Source organism: Brevibacterium jeotgali (genome assembly GCF_900169175.1).
Lineage (GTDB): Bacteria > Actinomycetota > Actinomycetes > Actinomycetales > Brevibacteriaceae > Brevibacterium > Brevibacterium jeotgali.
In genome coordinates this window covers 13,983-30,979 of sequence record NZ_FXZM01000007.1, presented here as the reverse complement: position 1 = coordinate 30,979, position 16,997 = coordinate 13,983, and the positions used below count along the sequence as shown (strand labels likewise).

General features: G+C 69.4%; 15 protein-coding genes. 8 read left to right on the top strand and 7 right to left on the bottom strand.

All coding sequences use genetic code 11. The annotated features are described in order from the left end of the window. Window positions 1-23 precede the first annotated feature (23 nt). Window positions 24-653 carry a protein-L-isoaspartate O-methyltransferase family protein gene (locus BJEO58_RS08145; RefSeq protein ID WP_246076115.1) on the top strand — a complete coding sequence of 210 codons (630 nt, stop codon included), beginning with the start codon at window positions 24-26 and terminating at the stop codon, window positions 651-653. A gap of 83 nt (window positions 654-736) precedes the next feature. After that, complete coding sequence (gene cls / locus BJEO58_RS08140) at window positions 737-2,230, top strand: cardiolipin synthase (protein ID WP_101588986.1); 1,494 nt, start codon at window positions 737-739, stop codon at window positions 2,228-2,230. Window positions 2,231-2,360: 130 nt separating this feature from the next. Here the strand turns inward: cls and BJEO58_RS08135 are convergent, their stop codons facing one another. Beyond that, window positions 2,361-2,849 (bottom strand): hypothetical protein, encoded by a 489-nt coding sequence (locus BJEO58_RS08135; protein WP_180951881.1) that lies wholly within the window; start codon window positions 2,847-2,849, stop codon window positions 2,361-2,363. Window positions 2,850-2,989: 140 nt separating this feature from the next. On the opposite strand from BJEO58_RS08135, the gene BJEO58_RS08130 reads away from it, so the two are divergent. Beyond that, window positions 2,990-4,444: an FGGY family carbohydrate kinase gene (locus BJEO58_RS08130; protein ID WP_180951880.1), complete on the top strand. Its 1,455-nt coding sequence runs from the start codon at window positions 2,990-2,992 to the stop codon at window positions 4,442-4,444. 154 nt (window positions 4,445-4,598) lie between these two features. Here BJEO58_RS08130 and BJEO58_RS08125 read toward each other — a convergent pair whose 3' ends face one another. The 5 genes from BJEO58_RS08125 to BJEO58_RS08105 form a co-directional block, all read right to left on the bottom strand. After that, window positions 4,599-5,549 (bottom strand): electron transfer flavoprotein subunit alpha/FixB family protein, encoded by a 951-nt coding sequence (locus BJEO58_RS08125; protein WP_101588983.1) that lies wholly within the window; start codon window positions 5,547-5,549, stop codon window positions 4,599-4,601. A 48-nt stretch (window positions 5,550-5,597) separates the two neighbouring features. Further along, window positions 5,598-6,386 (bottom strand): electron transfer flavoprotein subunit beta/FixA family protein, encoded by a 789-nt coding sequence (locus tag BJEO58_RS08120; RefSeq protein WP_101588982.1) that lies wholly within the window; start codon window positions 6,384-6,386, stop codon window positions 5,598-5,600. Window positions 6,387-6,473: 87 nt separating this feature from the next. Continuing rightward, window positions 6,474-7,706, bottom strand: a complete 1,233-nt coding sequence (locus tag BJEO58_RS08115; RefSeq protein ID WP_101588981.1) for a CoA transferase — start codon at window positions 7,704-7,706, stop codon at window positions 6,474-6,476. A 2-nt stretch (window positions 7,707-7,708) separates the two neighbouring features. Next, window positions 7,709-8,950: an acetyl-CoA C-acetyltransferase gene (locus BJEO58_RS08110; protein WP_101588980.1), complete on the bottom strand. Its 1,242-nt coding sequence runs from the start codon at window positions 8,948-8,950 to the stop codon at window positions 7,709-7,711. A 50-nt stretch (window positions 8,951-9,000) separates the two neighbouring features. Next, window positions 9,001-9,903, bottom strand: a complete 903-nt coding sequence (locus tag BJEO58_RS08105; protein WP_101588979.1) for a LysR substrate-binding domain-containing protein — start codon at window positions 9,901-9,903, stop codon at window positions 9,001-9,003. 114 nt (window positions 9,904-10,017) lie between these two features. Here BJEO58_RS08105 and BJEO58_RS08100 point away from each other — a divergent pair, with 114 nt between their 5' ends. The 5 genes from BJEO58_RS08100 (at window position 10,018) to BJEO58_RS08080 (ending at window position 16,088) form a co-directional block, all read left to right on the top strand. Next, on the top strand, window positions 10,018-10,965 hold the full coding sequence (locus BJEO58_RS08100; RefSeq protein WP_101588978.1) for a CoA transferase subunit A: 948 nt from the start codon (window positions 10,018-10,020) through the stop codon (window positions 10,963-10,965). Beyond that, window positions 10,965-11,741 (top strand): CoA-transferase subunit beta, encoded by a 777-nt coding sequence (locus BJEO58_RS08095; protein WP_101588977.1) that lies wholly within the window; start codon window positions 10,965-10,967, stop codon window positions 11,739-11,741. The genes BJEO58_RS08100 and BJEO58_RS08095 overlap by 1 nt, the downstream gene beginning before the upstream one ends. Before the next feature lie 48 nt (window positions 11,742-11,789). After that, window positions 11,790-13,037: a CaiB/BaiF CoA transferase family protein gene (locus tag BJEO58_RS08090; RefSeq protein ID WP_101588976.1), complete on the top strand. Its 1,248-nt coding sequence runs from the start codon at window positions 11,790-11,792 to the stop codon at window positions 13,035-13,037. A 6-nt stretch (window positions 13,038-13,043) separates the two neighbouring features. Continuing rightward, window positions 13,044-14,459, top strand: a complete 1,416-nt coding sequence (locus BJEO58_RS08085; RefSeq protein WP_101588975.1) for an MFS transporter — start codon at window positions 13,044-13,046, stop codon at window positions 14,457-14,459. Between the two features lie 201 nt (window positions 14,460-14,660). Continuing rightward, window positions 14,661-16,088 carry an MFS transporter gene (locus BJEO58_RS08080; RefSeq protein WP_101588974.1) on the top strand — a complete coding sequence of 476 codons (1,428 nt, stop codon included), beginning with the start codon at window positions 14,661-14,663 and terminating at the stop codon, window positions 16,086-16,088. 55 nt (window positions 16,089-16,143) lie between these two features. On the opposite strand, the gene BJEO58_RS08075 is transcribed toward BJEO58_RS08080, so the two are convergent. After that, entirely contained in the window at window positions 16,144-16,899 is a 756-nt protein-coding gene (locus BJEO58_RS08075; RefSeq protein WP_101589094.1) for an SDR family oxidoreductase, read from the bottom strand. Window positions 16,900-16,997: the final 98 nt, after the last annotated feature.

Genomic DNA, 16,997 nt, shown 5'->3' with positions numbered 1-16,997 from the left:
GTCCGTCGGCCGGATGAGAGCCGGTGTCGTCTGCCCGTGTGGGGGTGAGCAGCGTGGTCGCTGTGTCCGAGCGCATCCGCGGGGCCATGTCCCGCCGCGTGCGCACGGACTTCCTGCCGCCGGAGGCGCACCGCGGTGCGGCGGACGACCGTCCACTGCCGATCGGCCACGGTCAGACGAACTCGCAGCCCAGCACCGTCGCCGCCATGCTGGAGCTGCTCGACGTGCGGACCGGTCAGCGGGTGCTCGACGTGGGCTCCGGCTCCGGCTGGACGACGGCGGTCCTCGCAGACCTGGTCGGGCCCGACGGCACCGTGACGGGCGTCGAGCGCGTTCCCGCGCTGGTGCGCAGATCCCAGCACGCACTCGCCGCGCAGCAATCGTCCGGCGGTCCGATGCAGTGGGCGGAGATCCGGCAGGCGACCGCGGACGTCCTCGGTGCGCCGGACCTCGGGCCGTTCGACAGGATCCTGGTCTCTGCGGAGGCTGCCGAGGTCCCGGCCGACCTGGTCGGCCAGCTCGCGCCCGATGGGGTGATGGTCGTACCCGTGCGCGGGGAGATGCTGCGCATCGCGCGCAGCGGTCCGCGCACGGAGGACCATGACATCACCCGCCACGGTTCCTTCCGCTTCGTCCCGCTCATCGAGCACTGACACTCCGCAATCCCCATTGCCGATAGGATTCCGGACAGCGGTGCAGGTGATCGCGGCTGTCGTTCGGGGGAGGAGGCTGCGCGGTGGACCCGAGCGGGATATTCCTGTGGATCCAGTCCCAGCTCCCGGGGTGGCTGGCTCTCGGGCTGCTCATCATCGACTTCTGCGTCCGGGTCGTCGCGCTCGGCACGATCCCGTATCGACGGAAGGCGTCCGTCGCGCTCGGATGGCTGATCCTCATCTTCATGCTGCCGTTCGTCGGCATCCTCATCTTCCTGGTCTTCGGGTCGCCGAAGCTGCCGGCCCGCAGGCGGGAGAAGCAGCATGAGATCAATCAGCGGGTGAAGGCGGCGACAGGGCACCGGGCGATCATCGGGGAGTCGAGCCACCTCGCCGAACCGCTCAGCACCGCAGCCCAGCTCAACTACGAGCTGGGCGCCCTGCCGATGGTGCACGGCAACGAGTTCGGGCTGATCACCGATTCCGTGCACTGCGTCGACCGGATGGCCGAAGAAGTCGCGAAGGCGCGGCGCTACGTCCACTTCGAGTTCTACATCGTCGCGATCGACGACACCACGCGGCCTCTGATCGAAGCACTCATCGCAGCGCACGAGCGCGGCGTCGTGGTCCGCATCCTCATCGACCACGTGGGCTCCATCGGCTATCCCGGGTATCGGAGCCTCGTGAAGCTGCTCGACGAATCCGGGCTCATGTGGCGACGCAGCCTTCCGATCCGCCCCTGGAAGGGCGAGTATCAGCGGCCCGACCTCCGGAACCACCGGAAGATCCTCGTCGTCGACGGGCAGACCGCCTTCACCGGCTCGCAGAACATCATCCACCCCTCGTACAACACGAGGAGGAATCGGAAGCGCGGTCTGGTGTGGAAAGACCTCATGGTCCGGTGCACGGGCCCGATCGTCGACGAGCTCGACGCGGTGTTCGCCTCCGACTGGTACTCGGAGACGGATGACGCACTGTTCGGCGAGTTCGACGAGGAGCTCGACGCGCCGCCCGAATCGGCGGGGATCATGGCCCAGGTCGTACCGTCCGGCCCGGGATTCGACCACGAGAACAACCTGCAGCTGTTCACCCATCTCATCTACAACGCGAACCGCACGGTGGTGGTCTCGTCACCGTACTTCGTGCCGGACAACGCCCTGCTGACGGCGCTGAAGACGGAATCGCAGTCCGGAGTGGACGTCCGGCTGTACGTGGGGGCGACGAACGACCACTGGGTCGTGGGGAAGGCGCAGGAGTCCTACTACGATGAGCTCGTCGAAGCGGGCGTCACGATCTACCAGTACCGCGCACCGACCGTGCTCCATTCGAAGTTCATCCTCGTGGACGATCACGTGACGGTCATCGGCTCCTCGAACATGGATGAACGGTCGTTCGCGATGAACCACGAGGTCTCGCTCTTCATCGTCGATGAGGAGTTCACGCGGCAGATGTACGCGCTGGAGCGGGAGGACTATCAGGCGCACTCCGCTCCGCTCGACGCCGCACGGTGGCGGGAGCGCTCCTGGGTGCGCAAGTACGTCGAGAACGTCTGCAGGCTCGGCTCCTCACTCCTGTGACAGCCGTCCGACCGCGGTCGCTCTGACCACCGCCCGCCGCTCCCGGACATGCCGGAGGCGCGCACCTGCGGACGGCGCGCGCCTTCGGTGAGCGGGATCCGCTTGCGTGCGGAATCTCAGACCCGGTGGTTCAGCGGGTCTGCGCCGGTCCCTCGTCCGCGGGGTCCGTGGACGGATCGGACACGATGTCCGGATCTGCGCTGTCGGTGGAGAGCGCCTCGTCCTCCGGGGCGTCCAGGCCCGCCTCGTCGACACCGTCGGCATCCGCCGCACCGGCTGCGGCGGCAGCAGACGCCGCGTTCTCCGGCTGGACCCGGTCCTCGTCGTCCTCACCGTGCGCGAGGTCCTCGAACTTCTCCCGACCTGCGGAGACGGCATCCGCGGCAGCGCTCTGCACCCCGGCAGCGACCTCGGGTGCCCTGTCCCTGACCGCCTGAGCGACTTCCGGCCCCTTCTCGCGGACCGTGTCGCCGGCCTTCTGGAACTGCTCCTGCACGCGAGGATCCGACCACAGCTGGTCGACCTGTGCGCGCAGCTTCTCGTAGCTGGAGCGTCCGGAGTACGAGCCCAGCACGAATCCCGCACCCAGGCCTGCCAGCAGAATCAACCGCTTCTTCATGCGTTCCTCCCCATGGTCCCTGCGTTCACGATCAGTCTATCCCTCCGCGTGACCTGCGCCATAGCGGTGAGCGACTTCTGCCCGGCACACGTGCTCGACACTCGTGCTCGCAAGCGCCGCACGCTCACTACGATGAAGCAGTGACCTTCCACGCAGCGCCCGCGCTCCATGCTTCGCCCGCGGTCCGCACTCCGTCGCGAGCGCACCCGGGAGCGAACCCGTCCGGCAGTCCGGTCCTCGCGATCGACCTCGGAAGCAGCCACGTCAAAGCCGCTCTGATCGGTCGTGACGGCTGCGTCGTCGGCGAAGCGGAGGCGCCGCTGACGACTGACCGGGGGCCGCACGGCGTGAGGCAGCAGTCCATCGGCGAGTGGCGCAGTGCGCTGCGCGAGGTGATCCTCGCGTGCACCGCGGCTGGGCCCGACGTCTCCTCACGGTCGTCAGGACCCGCAGCACAGCCACTCGCAGCGATCGCGCTCACGGGGCAGATGCAGGACCTCATCCTGCTCGATGACCACGGTGACCCCACCCATCCGGTCGTCCTCTACTCGGACACGCGGGCACGTCGTGAGCTCACCGAACTGCTCGCGGCGAACCCGTCGTGGGCACCCGGCATCGCTGTCGCGCCGCACCCCGACTGCGACTCCGTCCCGCCCAAGCTGCTCCATCTGGCGCGCACGGAGCCGCAGGCCGTCGCAGCCTCGTCCACGGCCCACTTCTCCGCCGCGGGCTGGGCTGCGCACGCACTGTGCGGCGCGCACGTGTGCGACCGGTTGACCGCGAGCACGACCTCGGCGTACGACCCGCGGACCGACGAGTGGCTTCGTCTGCGGACTGCTGAGGGGCGTCCGCTCGTCCCCGCACATCTGAGCCTGCCGCGTCGTGTGGACCCCGGGACGGTGGGACACGCGTCCGCTGCGGCCGCGCGCACCTTCGGCGTCCCCGCGGGGACGCCCGTGGTCATGGCGCTGGGCGACGCCGGATCCGCGACGGACGGGATGGTCGGCAGCGCAGCCGGCAGCGTCTACCTGCACCTGGGCACGACCGGGTGGGTCGCCTACGTCGATCCGGAGCCCGCAGAGGATCTCCAGCGGCCTGCGGACACGGGTGAGCTGGTCGACCGACATCGTCTCGCGCACCCTGCGGGGCATCTGGTGATAGCGCGGCTCCCCGAGGCGGGTGAGGCGCTCGAACGCGCACGTCGCACTCTGCCCGGCACCGCGGCACCGCATTCGCCCGCAGCCCACGATCTCGCGGAGGCGGCTCTCGCAGCGGCCGCTGACGATGACGGCGCCGGGCAGGCCAACGCGCGGGACTACGCTGACGCGGTCGCATCCATGGCGTCTGCTGTGGCCGGGCTGCTCGAGCGCCTGGGCGTCAGGCCGTCCCGTCTGCCCGCGACCGGGGGAGTGGTGCGCTCACCGGGCGTCCGCAGGATGCTCGAAGACGCGGTCGGCGTGCCGCTCGACCTGATCCCCGATGCCGAAGCCGGGCTGGTCTCCTGCGCACGCACCGCCTTCGACGCGCTCGGAATCCGCCACAGCGTCCTTCCGCTGGTCGACCGGGCCGACGAGGCCGACCGCTGGACGTGCTGAAGGCCCGGGCGGCGGGGACGCACCGACCCCTGAGGGGAGATGCGGACCCGACGCCCGGGCCTTCACGACTGAACAAGTGTAGGAAGGGCCGCCGTCTACTTCAAGCCGACGACGGCACCGCCCACCGCCGGGTCACACGGGCCCGGCGTGCGGCTCACTTGCGCGCGTTGACCGCGTCGGTGGCCTGGGGGAGGACCTGGAACAGGTCGCCCACGACACCGAAGTCGGCGAGCTCGAAGATCGGCGCTTCGTCGTCCTTGTTGATGGCGACGATGTTCTTCGAGGTCTGCATGCCGGCGCGGTGCTGGATCGCACCGGAGATGCCGGCTGCCACGTAGAGCTGCGGCGACACGGCCTTGCCCGTCTGACCCACCTGGTGGGAGTGCGGGTACCAGCCGGCGTCCACTGCGGCGCGGGACGCGCCCACGGCAGCACCGAGCGAATCGGCGAGTGCCTCGACGGCGGCGAAATCGCCACCGGTGCCGCGTCCGCCGGACACGACGATCGCCGCTTCGGTGAGGTTCGGCCGGCCGGAGGCCGCCTTCTCCTCGACCTTGACGATGCGTGCGGTCTTCGCCGCGTCGGTCGGTGCGAACGACACTGCTTCGACGGCACCGGCGGCCGCAGCGGGTTCCGGCGCGGTCGAGTTGGGCTTCACGGCGATGAACGGAACGCCCTGCGCCACCTTGCTGGTGACGTTGTAGGACGCGGCGAACACCTGCTGCGAGACGGAGCCGTCCGCAGCGACGTCGACGGCGTCGGTGAGGATACCGGATCCGGTCTTGATCGCCGCGCGGGCGGCGATCTCACGGTCCTCCGAACCGGCGGTCACCAGGACCGCGGCCGGCTGACGCTCCTGCACGAGTGCTGCGAGCAGCTCTGCGTGTGCGGAGACGAGGTACTCCCCGTAGACCGGGTCAGAGGCCACGAGGACCTTCTCTGCGCCGTGCTCGCCCAGTGCGGCGGCTGCGGCTTCGCCCGCAGCCGCGTCGCCGACGAAGACGGCGACGGGTGTGCCGATGCGGCGGGCGAACGTGAGCAGTTCGAGCGTGGACTTCCGGACCTTGCCGTCCGCGTGGTCGACGAGAACGAGAACTTCAGACATAGTGCGCTTCTCTTCCTTCGCGTATGTGGTCGATGGTGGGCGGACGGCTCAGACGAGCTTCTTGGATGCGAGCCAGTCGACGAGCTTCTGCCCGCCGTCGCCCTCATCCGACACGACCTCGCCGGCAGTGCGGCCGGGGGCCGGTGCCAGCTCGACGATCTGCGTGAGCGCACCCGCACCGCCGGCGGACGCATCGAGGCCCAGGTCGCTCAGGTCGTACTGCGCGACGGGCTTCTTCTTCGCCTTCATGATCCCCTTGAACGAGGGGTAGCGGGGCTCGTTGATCTGGTCCGTGACGGACACGAGCGCCGGCAGGGACACCTCGACGAACTGCGAAGCGGCGTCGCCATCGCGACGGACGGTCGCGGTGGTGTCCGTGACCTCGAGCGTGGAGCCCTGCGTCGCCGCGGGGCGGCCGAGCAGCTCCGCCACCATTGCAGGCACGACGGACATCTGGCCGTCAGTGGAGGCCAGGCCGGTGATGACGAGATCGACGGGACCTTCGTCCTCCTCGACCTTCTTGACGGTCGCGGCGAGGATCTTCGCGGTGCCCACTGCGTCGGCGCCGGAGATGGCGTCGTCGTTCACGTGCACGCCCTTGTCGGCGCCCATCTGCAGGGCCTTCCGAACGGCATCCTTCGCGTCGTCGGGGCCGACGGTGACCGCGATGGTCTCCGCGCCCTTGTCCTTGTCGGTGAGGCTCAGAGCCTCTTCGATGGCGTATTCATCGAGCTCGGACAGCAGGCCGTCGGTCTCACGATCGACGGTGTTGTCCGATTCGAAGGAGCGGTCGCCGGCGGCGTCCGGGACGTACTTGACAAAAGTGACAATCCGCATGGGGGTGATAAATCCTTCCTGGGAACCGCGTTTCCCCTTCCACGGCGCTGTGGCGCACCGCACTTCCGGGTCGGTCCCCTTACGTTATCAACTGTTCAGGACACCGGAGTCGGAGAGTCTTCCCAGGTCCGTCTGTGAGAGTCCCAGCTTCTCGCTGAGCACCTCGTGGGTCGCTTCGCCCAGCACCGTGGGCTTCTCGCCGGAGAGGTACTCTCCATCGAACCTGATGGGGTTCGCGCCGACGAGCATGTCGCCCAGCTGCTCGGACGCCAGCCCCCGGATCGCTCCGGTCCCAGCACCGTCCGAACCCGCCGAGGTCCCGGCCGCCTCGCGGGCGACCTCCCCGATGCTGCGGTACGGCGCCCACAGGACGCCGGAGCCGGCCAGCTCCGCGGACACCTGGTCGAGAGTCCGCGCGGCGAACCACGGCTTGAACAGCGCTTCGAGGGTCTCACGCTGCGCGTACCGGGCCTCCTCCTGCGACAGGTCGATGCCCAGCGCAGACTGGAGCGCTTCGACGACGGCGGTCATGCCGGTCGAATCGACGAGCGCCTGCCACTGGCGTCGCGTGATCGCGGTGATCATGACGGAGCGGTCGTCGGACGTCGTGAAGTCCGTGCCGAAGGTGCCGAAGATGTGGTTGCCGTGCTTCGTGCGCTCACCGGCGGGCTGGAGGGCCTCCGTGTACCAGCCCAGGTTGGCGACGGCGGACAGCGCGATGTCCTGGAGCGCGATCTCCGCGTAGGTGCCCTGTCCGGTCGTCGACCGCTGGAGGAGGCCGGAGACGACAGCGGTGACCGCAGCCTGTCCGCACAGCAGGTCCCACGCGGGCAGCGCGTGGTTGGCCGGCCGCGGCGATTCCGCGGGTCCGGTGATGCCGGGGATGCCGGTCTCCGCGTTGACGGTGTAGTCCACGCCCGGTCCGCCGTCGGCGGAGCCCTGGACCTTCACGTGGATGAGGTCGTCGCGCTTGGCGCGCAGGACGTCGTCCGCGAGGAAGGAGCGGCCCACGTTGTTCGTCATGAAGATGCCGGTCTTGGCAGGCTCGTCACCGGTGGCGGTGATGAGTGCCTGCGCGAGCTCCCGGCCCTCGTCGCTGCGGAGATCGATGGCCACGGAGCGCTTCCCCCGGTTGAGGGTGCCCCAGTAGATCGACCTCCCCTCCGCCGTGATGGGCCAGCGGTCGATGTCCGGTCCGCCCTTCAGCGGATCGATCTTGATGATCTCCGCGCCCATCTGGCTGAGCGCCAGGCAGGCGGACGGCGCGGCGACGAAGGAGTCGTTCTCGACGACGGTGAAGCCGGACAGAGGCTGCGTCATGCTCAGGCCTCCACGCGCTCGAAGATCGCAGCGAGCCCCTGGCCACCGCCGATGCACATGGTCTCGAGGCCGTAGCGGGCGCCGCGGCGATCCATCTCACGCGCGAGCGTGGTGAGGATGCGCACGCCGGTCGCGCCGACGGGGTGGCCCAGCGAGATGCCGGAGCCGTGGACGTTCGTGCGCTCGAAGTCGGACTCGCCGAAGCCCCATTCGCGGGTGACTGCCAGTGCCTGCGCCGCGAACGCCTCGTTGAGCTCGATGAGGTCGAGGTCCTTGATCTCCAGTCCGGCGCGCTCCAGGGCGACCTTGGTCGCGGGCACCGGGCCGATGCCCATCGTGCGCGGCGGAACGCCGGCCACACCCCAGCTGACGATGCGGACGAGCGGCTTGAGGCCCAGTTCGTCGGCCTTCGCGCGGGTCGTGACGATCGTGGCGGCGGCGCCGTCGTTCTGGCCGGAGGCATTGCCCGCGGTGACGGTGGAGTTCTCATCGAGCTTCGCGCGCATCGCCTTGAGCTTCCCCAGCGATTCGAGGCTGGCGCTCGGGCGGATGTGCTCGTCGAGGGTGATCTGCTGCTCCGGCTGCTTGCGCGTCGCGGGGAGTGTGATCGGCGCGATCTCCTCTGCGAACACGCCGCTGTCCGTGGCAGCGGTCGCGCGACGGTGCGATTCGACGGCGAGGCGGTCCTGCTCCTCGCGACCGATCGAGTACTCCTCGCGGAGGTTCTCCGCCGTCTCGATCATGCCGCCGGGGACGGGGTGGTTCTTGCCGCCGGCCGTGAGGCGGCCGCGCACCAGTCCGTCCTTGAGCTCGACGTTGCCTCCGCGGATGCCCCAGCGGATGTCCTCGTTGAAGAACGGTGCGCGGGACATCGACTCGGCGCCGCCGGCGACGACGACCTGGGCGCCGCCGGTCGCGATCGCGCCCATGCCGTCGAGGACGGCCTGCAGGCCGGAGCCGCAGCGGCGGTCGACCTGGCGACCGGGGACGGTCACCGGCAGGCCGGAGTCCAGGGCGACGACGCGGCCGATGGCCGGTGCCTCCATGTGCGGGTAGCACTGGCCGAAGATGACGTCGTCGATGGCCTCGGGGCGGATGCCGGACTTCTCGATGAGAGCGGTGACGACCTGTCGGCCGAGCTCCTCGGGAGCGATGTCCTTGAACTGTCCGCCGAAGGCGCCCACGGGTGAACGGAGCGGTTCGCAGATGACGATGTCGTTCGCGGATGCGGGTGTCTGGGTCACAGTGACTCCTCGTTGGGTTGTGAGCGGTGTTCTGCGTGTGTGGTCGGTGGTCATGTCCTGGTCGCGGTCGGGACGACGGCCTCGGCCGCGGCGACGACTTCTCGGAGCGCCGGTTCCAGTTCGCCCTCGCGGTGCGCCAGGTAGACGGTGATCGGATCGTGCTCGACGGAGAGCGGCACGGCGACGAGGTCGGGGTCGTGGATGTTGGCCATGACCGAGTCGTACGTGATGGTGATGCCCATCTCCGCAGAGACCAGCGCGCCGACGAGCTGGGTGTCCGGCGCCTCCTGGACGACGCGGGGGGTGAACCCTGCGGCGTAGCACCACTGGAGCGTGAGGTCGCGCATCGTCGACCCGGGATCGGCCGGGAGGAGGATGAAGGCCTCATCGCGCAGCTCGTCGACGGTGACGGACGAGCGGCCCGCCAGGCGGTGGTCGGCGTGGACGGCGACCATCGGCCGTTCGATGATCACCGGGCGGCCGATGACTCCGGGCGGCTGCGCCTGCCAGCGGACCAGGGCGAGGTCGAGCGTCCCGTCGTGCAGGCGGGCGATCGCCTCCTCCGAGTAGACGTTGCTCTCCATCTCCACGGTGATGCCGGGCTTGCGGCGGTGCGTCGCGGCGACCATCCGGGAGGCCGCGCGGTGGGAGGACAGCGTCCCCAGCCCCAGGCGCACGCGGCCGATGTCCCCCGCGGACGCCATCTGCACGGACTGCTCTGCGGTCTCCGCCGCTGTGAGCAGGGCCCGGGCGGGGCTCAGGAGCGCGGTGCCCGCAGGCGCGAGTGCGACCTGCCGTGTCGTCCGGTGGAAGAGCTCGGTGCCCAGTTCGTGCTCGAACTGTCGGATCGCACGGCTGAGCGGCGGCTGCGCGATGCCCAATCGCTCTGCCGCGCGTCCGAAGTGCAGTTCCTCTGCAACGGCGAGGAACGCACGTACCTGCTGGAGCTCCATGGGGCGATTATGCCACGATTCATGCCCACTTGGTAAGTATTACCACTGGATTCCCCGTCGAATCTGACTTAATCTGATGGAGTCACAGTTGACCGATGAGGGGTGGAAGAACACATGGCGAAGGACAGAGTCCTGCCGCTGCCGGAAGCGATCGCTTCGCTGGTGCGCGACGGCGACACGATCGCGCTCGAGGGGTTCAGCCACCTCATCCCGTTCGCGGCGGGCCACGAGATCATCCGACAGCAGCGCCGCGGGCTGACCTTCTGCCGGATGACGCCGGACCTCATCGCGGACATGATGATCGCCGCCGGGTGCGTCGACCGGCTGGTCTGCTCCTTCTTCGCGTCGGGATCCGCAGGCAGCCTCTATGAGATCCGCCGCCGGCTCGAGGACCACGATCCCGCACCCCTGGCGGTCGAGGAGTACAGCCACCATGCGATGGTCCTGCGCTACCACGCCGGCGCCTCCCGCCTGCCGTTCATCCCGATCCGGTCGTTCGCAGGCTCGGACCTGCCGAAGGTGAACCCGGACATCCGACTCGTCGACGACCCGTACGGCGACGGCACGACGTACGTCGTGCCGCCGCTCAACCCCGACGTGACGATCATCCACGCGCAGCGCGCGGACCGCCGCGGCAACGCGCAGATCTGGGGCATCACGGGAGTCCAGCAGGAAGCCGTCTACGCGGCCGAGCGCGTCATCGTGACGGTCGAGGAGATCGTCGACGACGAGGTCATCCGCTCCGACCCCAACCGCACGCTCATCCCGGCGCACGCGGTCGACGCCGTCTGCGTCGTGCCGCGCGGCGCGCACCCGTCGTACGTGCAGGGCTCGTACGACCGGGACAACGCGTTCTACCGCATGTGGCCGAAGATGGCGAAGGACCCCCAGCGCCTGCGGGAGTGGCTCGAGGAGCACATCCACGGCACGGCCGACCACGAGGAGTACCTCGCAGCGATCGGCGAAGAGCAGCTGGACTCGCTGCGGGTCGCCTCGAAGCCGTCCCAGCCGGTCGACTACGGCAGGCGCCTGCTCGCGGCTGCGAACGAAGGAGAAGCGTGATGACGACCTCCCCCGATTACTCCCAGACAGAACTCATCGTGTGCGCGGCCTCGAAGATGCTGGCGGACAAGCGCACGGTGTTCGCCGGGATCGGCCTGCCGACCCTCGCGGTGGACCTCGCGCACCGCACCCTGAACCGCGACATCGAGCTCATCTACGAATCGGGCGTCGCCGGGGCCCACCCGGAGGCGATGGCCGAGGGCATCGCCGACTCCGTCGTGGTGTCCGGCTCGGAGTCCGTCGTGAGCATGCAGGCCCTGTTCGGCTACGTCCTGCAGGGCGGCAACGTCGACGTGGGCTTCCTGGGCGCCGCGCAGATCGACCGCCACGGGTCGCTCAACACGACCGTGATCGGCGAGTGGGAGAAGCCCACCGTGCGGCTCCCCGGCTCCGGCGGCGCGGCGGACATCATGGCGAACTCCGGTGAGATCTTCGTGATCATCCGCCGCCACGACCCTGCGTCGTTCCCTGCGGAAGTGGACTTCATCACCTCAGCCTCACCCGTCGCGGCGGCGCAGTCCGGCGACGGCATCCAGCCGCAGGGCCACGGCGTGAGCGTGGTGATCACCCCGCTGGGCGTCCTGCAGCGGGCCGACAGATTCGGCGAGCTCGTCCTCACGCACACCCATCCCGGAGTCACCGTCGACCAGGTGAAGGAGGCGACCGGCTGGGATCTGCAGGTCGCCGACGAGGTGCGCTCGACGATGGAGCCCACCGTCGAAGAGGTGCGCCTGCTGCGCGACGAGATCGACACCGTCCGCCTCTACCTCCGCTGATCCTCAGACGACGACGCGCATCACCACGAGCAAGGAGCACCCACGCACATGAGCACTGAGGACCTCCACGAGATCTTCGACCGGAAGGGCAGCGGTCCGCTGTCCGGGATCGTGGTCGCGGACTTCTCCCGCGTGCTCGCGGGCCCCTACGCGACGATGATGCTCGCGGATCTGGGCGCCACCGTCATCAAGGTGGAGGGTCCGGGCGGTGACGACACCCGGATGTGGCGGCCACCGGTGCGGGACGAGGACGCGACCTACTACCTGTCGATCAACCGCAACAAGTACGACGTGGTGCTGGACTTCAAGGACTCCGGTGACCTGGAGCTCGCACGTGAGCTGGCGCGCCGCGCGGACGTCGTCGTGGAGAACTTCAAGCCCGGCGGCCTCGTGAAGTTCGGGCTCGACTACGACGCGGTGGCGAAGGACAACCCGAACGTCGTCTACTCGTCGGTCACCGGCTTCGGCCCGTCGAACCCCCAGCCCGGCTACGACCTGCTGGTGCAGGGGCTGTCCGGCTTCATGAGCCTGACGGGCGACGCGGACGGGCCCCCCTTCCGTGCGGGTGTCGCGATCTTCGACGTCATCACCGGCCTGCACACGACGATCGGCATCCTCGCCTCCCTGCAGCACCGGCTCACGACGGGCGAGGGGCAGAAGGTCGACACGAACCTCCTGTCGTCGGCGCTGTCCGGGCTTGTCAACCAGACGTCCGGGTACGTCGCGGCGGGCAGCGTCCCGCACCGGATGGGCAATGAGCACCCCAGCCTGTACCCGTACCAGCCGATGCCCACGAAGGACGGCGACCTCATCATCGCCTGCGGCAACGACCGCCAGTTCGGCATGCTGTCGAACGGTGTGGGGCGGCCGGAATGGCTGGAGGACGACCGGTTCGCCACCGCGTTTCCCCGCAACAGGCACCGGAAGGACCTCGAACCGCTGCTCACCGAGGCGCTGTCGCACAGGACGGCGCAGGAATGGTACGAGATCCTCTCTGCCGCTGGCCTGCCGTGCGCCCCGATCAATACGATCGAGCAGGGCGTTCAGCTCGCCGAGTCGATGGGGCTGGACCCCGTCGCCGAGGCCGGATCCGGTGACCGCGTCATTCCCACCGTCCGCAATCCGATCACGATGTCGAAGACGCAGGTCTCCTACGATCTGGCGCCGCCCACACTGGGGCAGGACTCCGAACGTGTCCGGGCGTGGCTGAGCACTCCGGCGGGGGAGCGGGACGCATCTGCGGCCGCTGGGGATTCCGCCGGCGACGCGGCGACCGATTCCGCGCAGGGGGCCTGACCCGGCATGAGCAGACCGCCGGGACGTGGAGACGGGGCACCCGGCGACCCTCCGGACGATGCGGACGGGCGCGGGCCGTCACGGGTGCCGGGGCGGGCGGCGTACCTCGCGCTCTTGGGGACGACCACGGCGGGCACCGTCGGCGGCACGATCATCAACGCGCCGCTGGACTGGATCAAGGAGGACTTCGGGGCGTCCGACAGCCGTGTGGTCCTGAGCATCGCCGCCTACACCGTCGCGATGGCCGTCTTCGTCCCGCTGGCCGGCTGGCTGTGCGACCGCCTGGGCGCCATCCGCGTCGTCGCGCTGGGGCTGGGCCTGCTGTCGGTCGCGCAGCTCGCCGCAGTGTTCTCGACGAGCCTCGAGATGCTGATCGTGCTGCGTGCGGTCCAGGGGATCGCCTGTGCGACGTTCCCGCCGGGTGTGCAGAGGTCCCTGCCCGCTCTGTGGCCTGCCAAGGGCGCCTCTGCGCTGGCCGCGTGGGCGGCCGCGATCGGTGTGGGCCAGGCGATGGGTCCGCCCGTGGGCGGCCTCGTCGCGCAGTTCTTCGGATGGCGCGGCGTCTTCGGCTTCGCCGGGGTCTTCTCCGCGATCCTCCTGGTCGCCGTGCTCGTGACGGTGCCGCACATCCCGGGGCGCAAGGTGCCGATCCATGCGCCGGGCGTCGTCGTCCTCATGCTGTCGATCGGGCTCTTCGTCGTGGCCGCCACGATGGTCGGTCAGCGCGTCGCCTGGGGGCCGGATGTGGTGGTCGGTCTCGCCGCGCTGGTGAGCGGCGTGGTCTTCCTCGTGATCGCGGCGAAGCGACCGGATCGGCTCCTGCCGCCGCGGTCCCTGCTGGAGCGCAGGTACGCGCGGGCGACTGCGATGGCGGCGACGATGATGTTCATCATGGGCATCGTGCTGTCCTCGCTGCCACTGTGGATCGCGCAGGAGCTGCGTCTGGGGCCCGGCCCGGTGGGCGTCATCGTCTTCGCGATGGCGGCTGCGATGGCGACGTCGTCGCGGCTGACATCCGCACTGCGGACGAGGCTGGGCGGCTGGAAGGCTTCGATCACTGTGCTGAGCGCCCTCATCGCCGTCCCGCTGCTCCTGGGCGCGTGGATGGACTGGGGTCCGGACGCCGCGCTCGCCGGCGTGCAGTCGGTGGGCATCATCGTCGCTCTGCTGCTCATGGGAGTCGCGATCAATGCCGGGCAGAGCCTCTCGGCGTTCTCCGTGTCGCTGTCGCAGACGGGGAAGAACTCCCTGGCGTTCGGCATGCACAACACGGCGCGCTTCATGGGGCTCGCGACCGGTTTCGCCTGGACGGCACTCTTCTACCCGCTCGGGTCGATGATGCTGCTGTTCGCCGGTGCCGCGGTCGCTGCTGCTGCGTCGATGTCGCTGGTGATGTCCGGGGGCCCGCTCGCGGATCGGTGAGACGACGACGTCCGACCAGTCGGTGCGAGAGCGCCGCGGTGGTCTAGAGTGACGAGGGGACGCCGATTCTATCGAGTGTTCGACAACGATCGAGTCAGCTCCCGCGCGCTGCATGCCGCGCCACGGTTCCCCATCCCCACGACGAAGGAGTCGTAGTGTTCCTGCAGGTGCCGCGCCCGTCGTGGACGGTGGTCTGACGCGATGACGCAGGAGTCCGCGCGCCCCACCGTCTGGCCGCTCTACGTCGTCACGTTCCTGGCCACGTACACGATCGCCGTGGCCGCGATCTCCGCTCCCGGAATCCAGCAGGGGCTGCAGATCACCGAATCCGGCACGTCGCTGGTGGTCGGGGCGTACTCCGCGACGTTCGCGGCGGGCCTCATCTTCTTCGGTCGGCTGGGGGACCGGTGGGGACGCCGGCGCATGTTCCGCGTGGGCACCCTGGCACTGGCGATCACAGCACTGCTCACGGCCAGCGCCCCGACGGTGGAGTTCCTCGTCGCGGCGCGACTGGTGCAGGGGTGTGCCGCGGCGGTCACCACGCCGCAGGTGCTCGCGAGCATCCAGTCGATCCTCCGGGGGAGTGCGCGTCTGCGCGCGGTGGGGCTCTACAGTGTCTTCGCCGGCAGCGGCACCGTGGCCGGACAGGTGATCGGCGGGCTGGTCAACAGCGCCTTCGGCCCAGACCTGGGATGGCGGGCCGCATTCGCCTCCGTGGGCGTGCTCTCCGTCATCGCGTGGGTGGGCGCGAGACACCTCACGGAGACCCGGTCGCCGAGGCCGCTGGGACTCGACGCCCGCGGCTCCGTGCTCGTGGCGCTGGCGCTGCTGCTCCTCATCGCAGGGCTCACGCATGTCGCCGCGATCGACCTGGTCGCCCCGCTGTCTCCGCCGGGACCCCTGCTGTGGACAGCGGGGCTGCTGGGGGCCTCGGCAGGGTGCTTCGGCCTCCTGGCCCTGCACGCGCTGATGCGGGAGCGCTCGCGGCGGCCCTCGATCCTGCCGCTGGAGGTCATGCGGGAGCCCGCGGTGCGCACCGGGATGGCGCTCGCCTGCCTGCTGTTCATGATGATCGGCGGATTCGCCTACAACTACGCGATCCTCAGCCAGCAGGGATACGGCCTGGCGCCCTGGGAATCGGGACTGGCGACCGCGACGCTGGCGCTCGCCTTCGTCGTCGCATCCGCTCTGGCTCCGCGGATCGTGGTGCGGTGGGGCGGCACGGTGCACGGCGGGCGGCGGACGCTGCTCATGGCATCGGTGATCCAGGGCGTCGGACTCGTCGGGCTGGGCGTCGTCGCCCTCGTGGGGGTCGATCACTTCTTCGTCTGGTACCAGGTCGCCGGGGTGCTGATCGGCGGGGGTCAGGGACTCATGATGGGACCGTTGGTGTCCGTCGTCATGGCTGCGGTGCCAGACGAGGCGGCGGGGCTGACCGGCGGGCTGGTGGCCACGGCCCAGCAGACGGGCATCGGCCTGGGGATCGCCGTGCTGTCGACGGTCTTCGCGGGGCTGACTCAGCTGCTGCCGATGACGACCGCCTATGGGTGGACGACCCTGGCGACCGTGCTTCTCACGGTGTCGTTCGCCCTGTTCGCCGCGCGGATCGTGGAACAGGCCGAGGGGTAGGGGGCCTTCCCGCCTCCCCTGCCCCTCGGCCTGCACGTGCTTCAGCGGAACTCGTTCAGGCGCCTCCGCCCAGGGTCACACCGCCGTCCGCGACGATCAGCTCTCCCGTGATCCACGAGGCCTCGTCCGACAGGAGGAAGGCTGCCAGCGCCGCGATGTCCTCGGGGACGCCGAGCCGCTTGAGGGGGTAGGACGCCGCGACCTTCTCCTCACCCTCCTCGTAGAGCTTCTCCGCGAACTTCGTCTTCACGACGGCCGGTGCGATCGCGTTGACGCGGATGTCCGGGCCGAGCTCCATCGCGTACTGCTTGGTGATGTGCGTGATCATCGACTTCGTCGCGCCGTAGAACCCGATCATGTTGGGCTGGCGGACTGCGGCGACCGAGGACAGGTTCACGATCGACCCGCCGCGCTCCTTCATCGACGCCTCGTAGACCTTGCGGGTCCACTGCATGGTCGAGAGGACGTTCACATCGAACAGCTTCGTGATCGCACGGTCCTCCATCTCGATGAGGGGGCCGTACACGGGGTTGATCCCGGTGTTGTTCACGAGGATGTCGACGGGCCCGAAGGCCTCGGTCGCCTGGGCGATCGCCTCGTCCTGGTGGTCGGCGCTGTCGCCCTTCCCTGCGGCGTAGATGGCCTTGTCGGGTCCGCCCAGCTGGTCGACGGCCTCTGTGAGCGCGTCTTCGCCGCGGGCGGTGAGGAGGACGCGGGCGCCCTCGTCGACGAGACGCTGGGCGATCCCCAGTCCGATCCCTCGCGAAGCGCCGGTGACGATCGCGACCTTGTCCTGGAAACGTGCTGACATGTTCTCTCCTTCGAGCCGGGTCAGATGGAGTGCTGGGAGCGTGTCCCACACTTCTTATCGTTCGTTCAGAATCTTTCACACCTGTGTCGACGGGTCAA

Coding starts and splice junctions, on each gene's coding strand:
- BJEO58_RS08135 (WP_180951881.1), bottom strand. CDS start 2,849: ATGAAGAAGCGGTTGATTCTGCTGGCAGGCCTGGGTGCGGGATTCGTG.
- BJEO58_RS08125 (WP_101588983.1), bottom strand. CDS start 5,549: ATGTCTGAAGTTCTCGTTCTCGTCGACCACGCGGACGGCAAGGTCCGG.
- BJEO58_RS08120 (WP_101588982.1), bottom strand. CDS start 6,386: ATGCGGATTGTCACTTTTGTCAAGTACGTCCCGGACGCCGCCGGCGAC.
- BJEO58_RS08115 (WP_101588981.1), bottom strand. CDS start 7,706: ATGACGCAGCCTCTGTCCGGCTTCACCGTCGTCGAGAACGACTCCTTC.
- BJEO58_RS08105 (WP_101588979.1), bottom strand. CDS start 9,903: ATGGAGCTCCAGCAGGTACGTGCGTTCCTCGCCGTTGCAGAGGAACTG.
- BJEO58_RS08100 (WP_101588978.1), top strand. CDS start 10,018: ATGGCGAAGGACAGAGTCCTGCCGCTGCCGGAAGCGATCGCTTCGCTG.
- BJEO58_RS08095 (WP_101588977.1), top strand. CDS start 10,965: ATGACGACCTCCCCCGATTACTCCCAGACAGAACTCATCGTGTGCGCG.
- BJEO58_RS08090 (WP_101588976.1), top strand. CDS start 11,790: ATGAGCACTGAGGACCTCCACGAGATCTTCGACCGGAAGGGCAGCGGT.
- BJEO58_RS08085 (WP_101588975.1), top strand. CDS start 13,044: ATGAGCAGACCGCCGGGACGTGGAGACGGGGCACCCGGCGACCCTCCG.
- BJEO58_RS08080 (WP_101588974.1), top strand. CDS start 14,661: ATGACGCAGGAGTCCGCGCGCCCCACCGTCTGGCCGCTCTACGTCGTC.
- BJEO58_RS08075 (WP_101589094.1), bottom strand. CDS start 16,899: ATGTCAGCACGTTTCCAGGACAAGGTCGCGATCGTCACCGGCGCTTCG.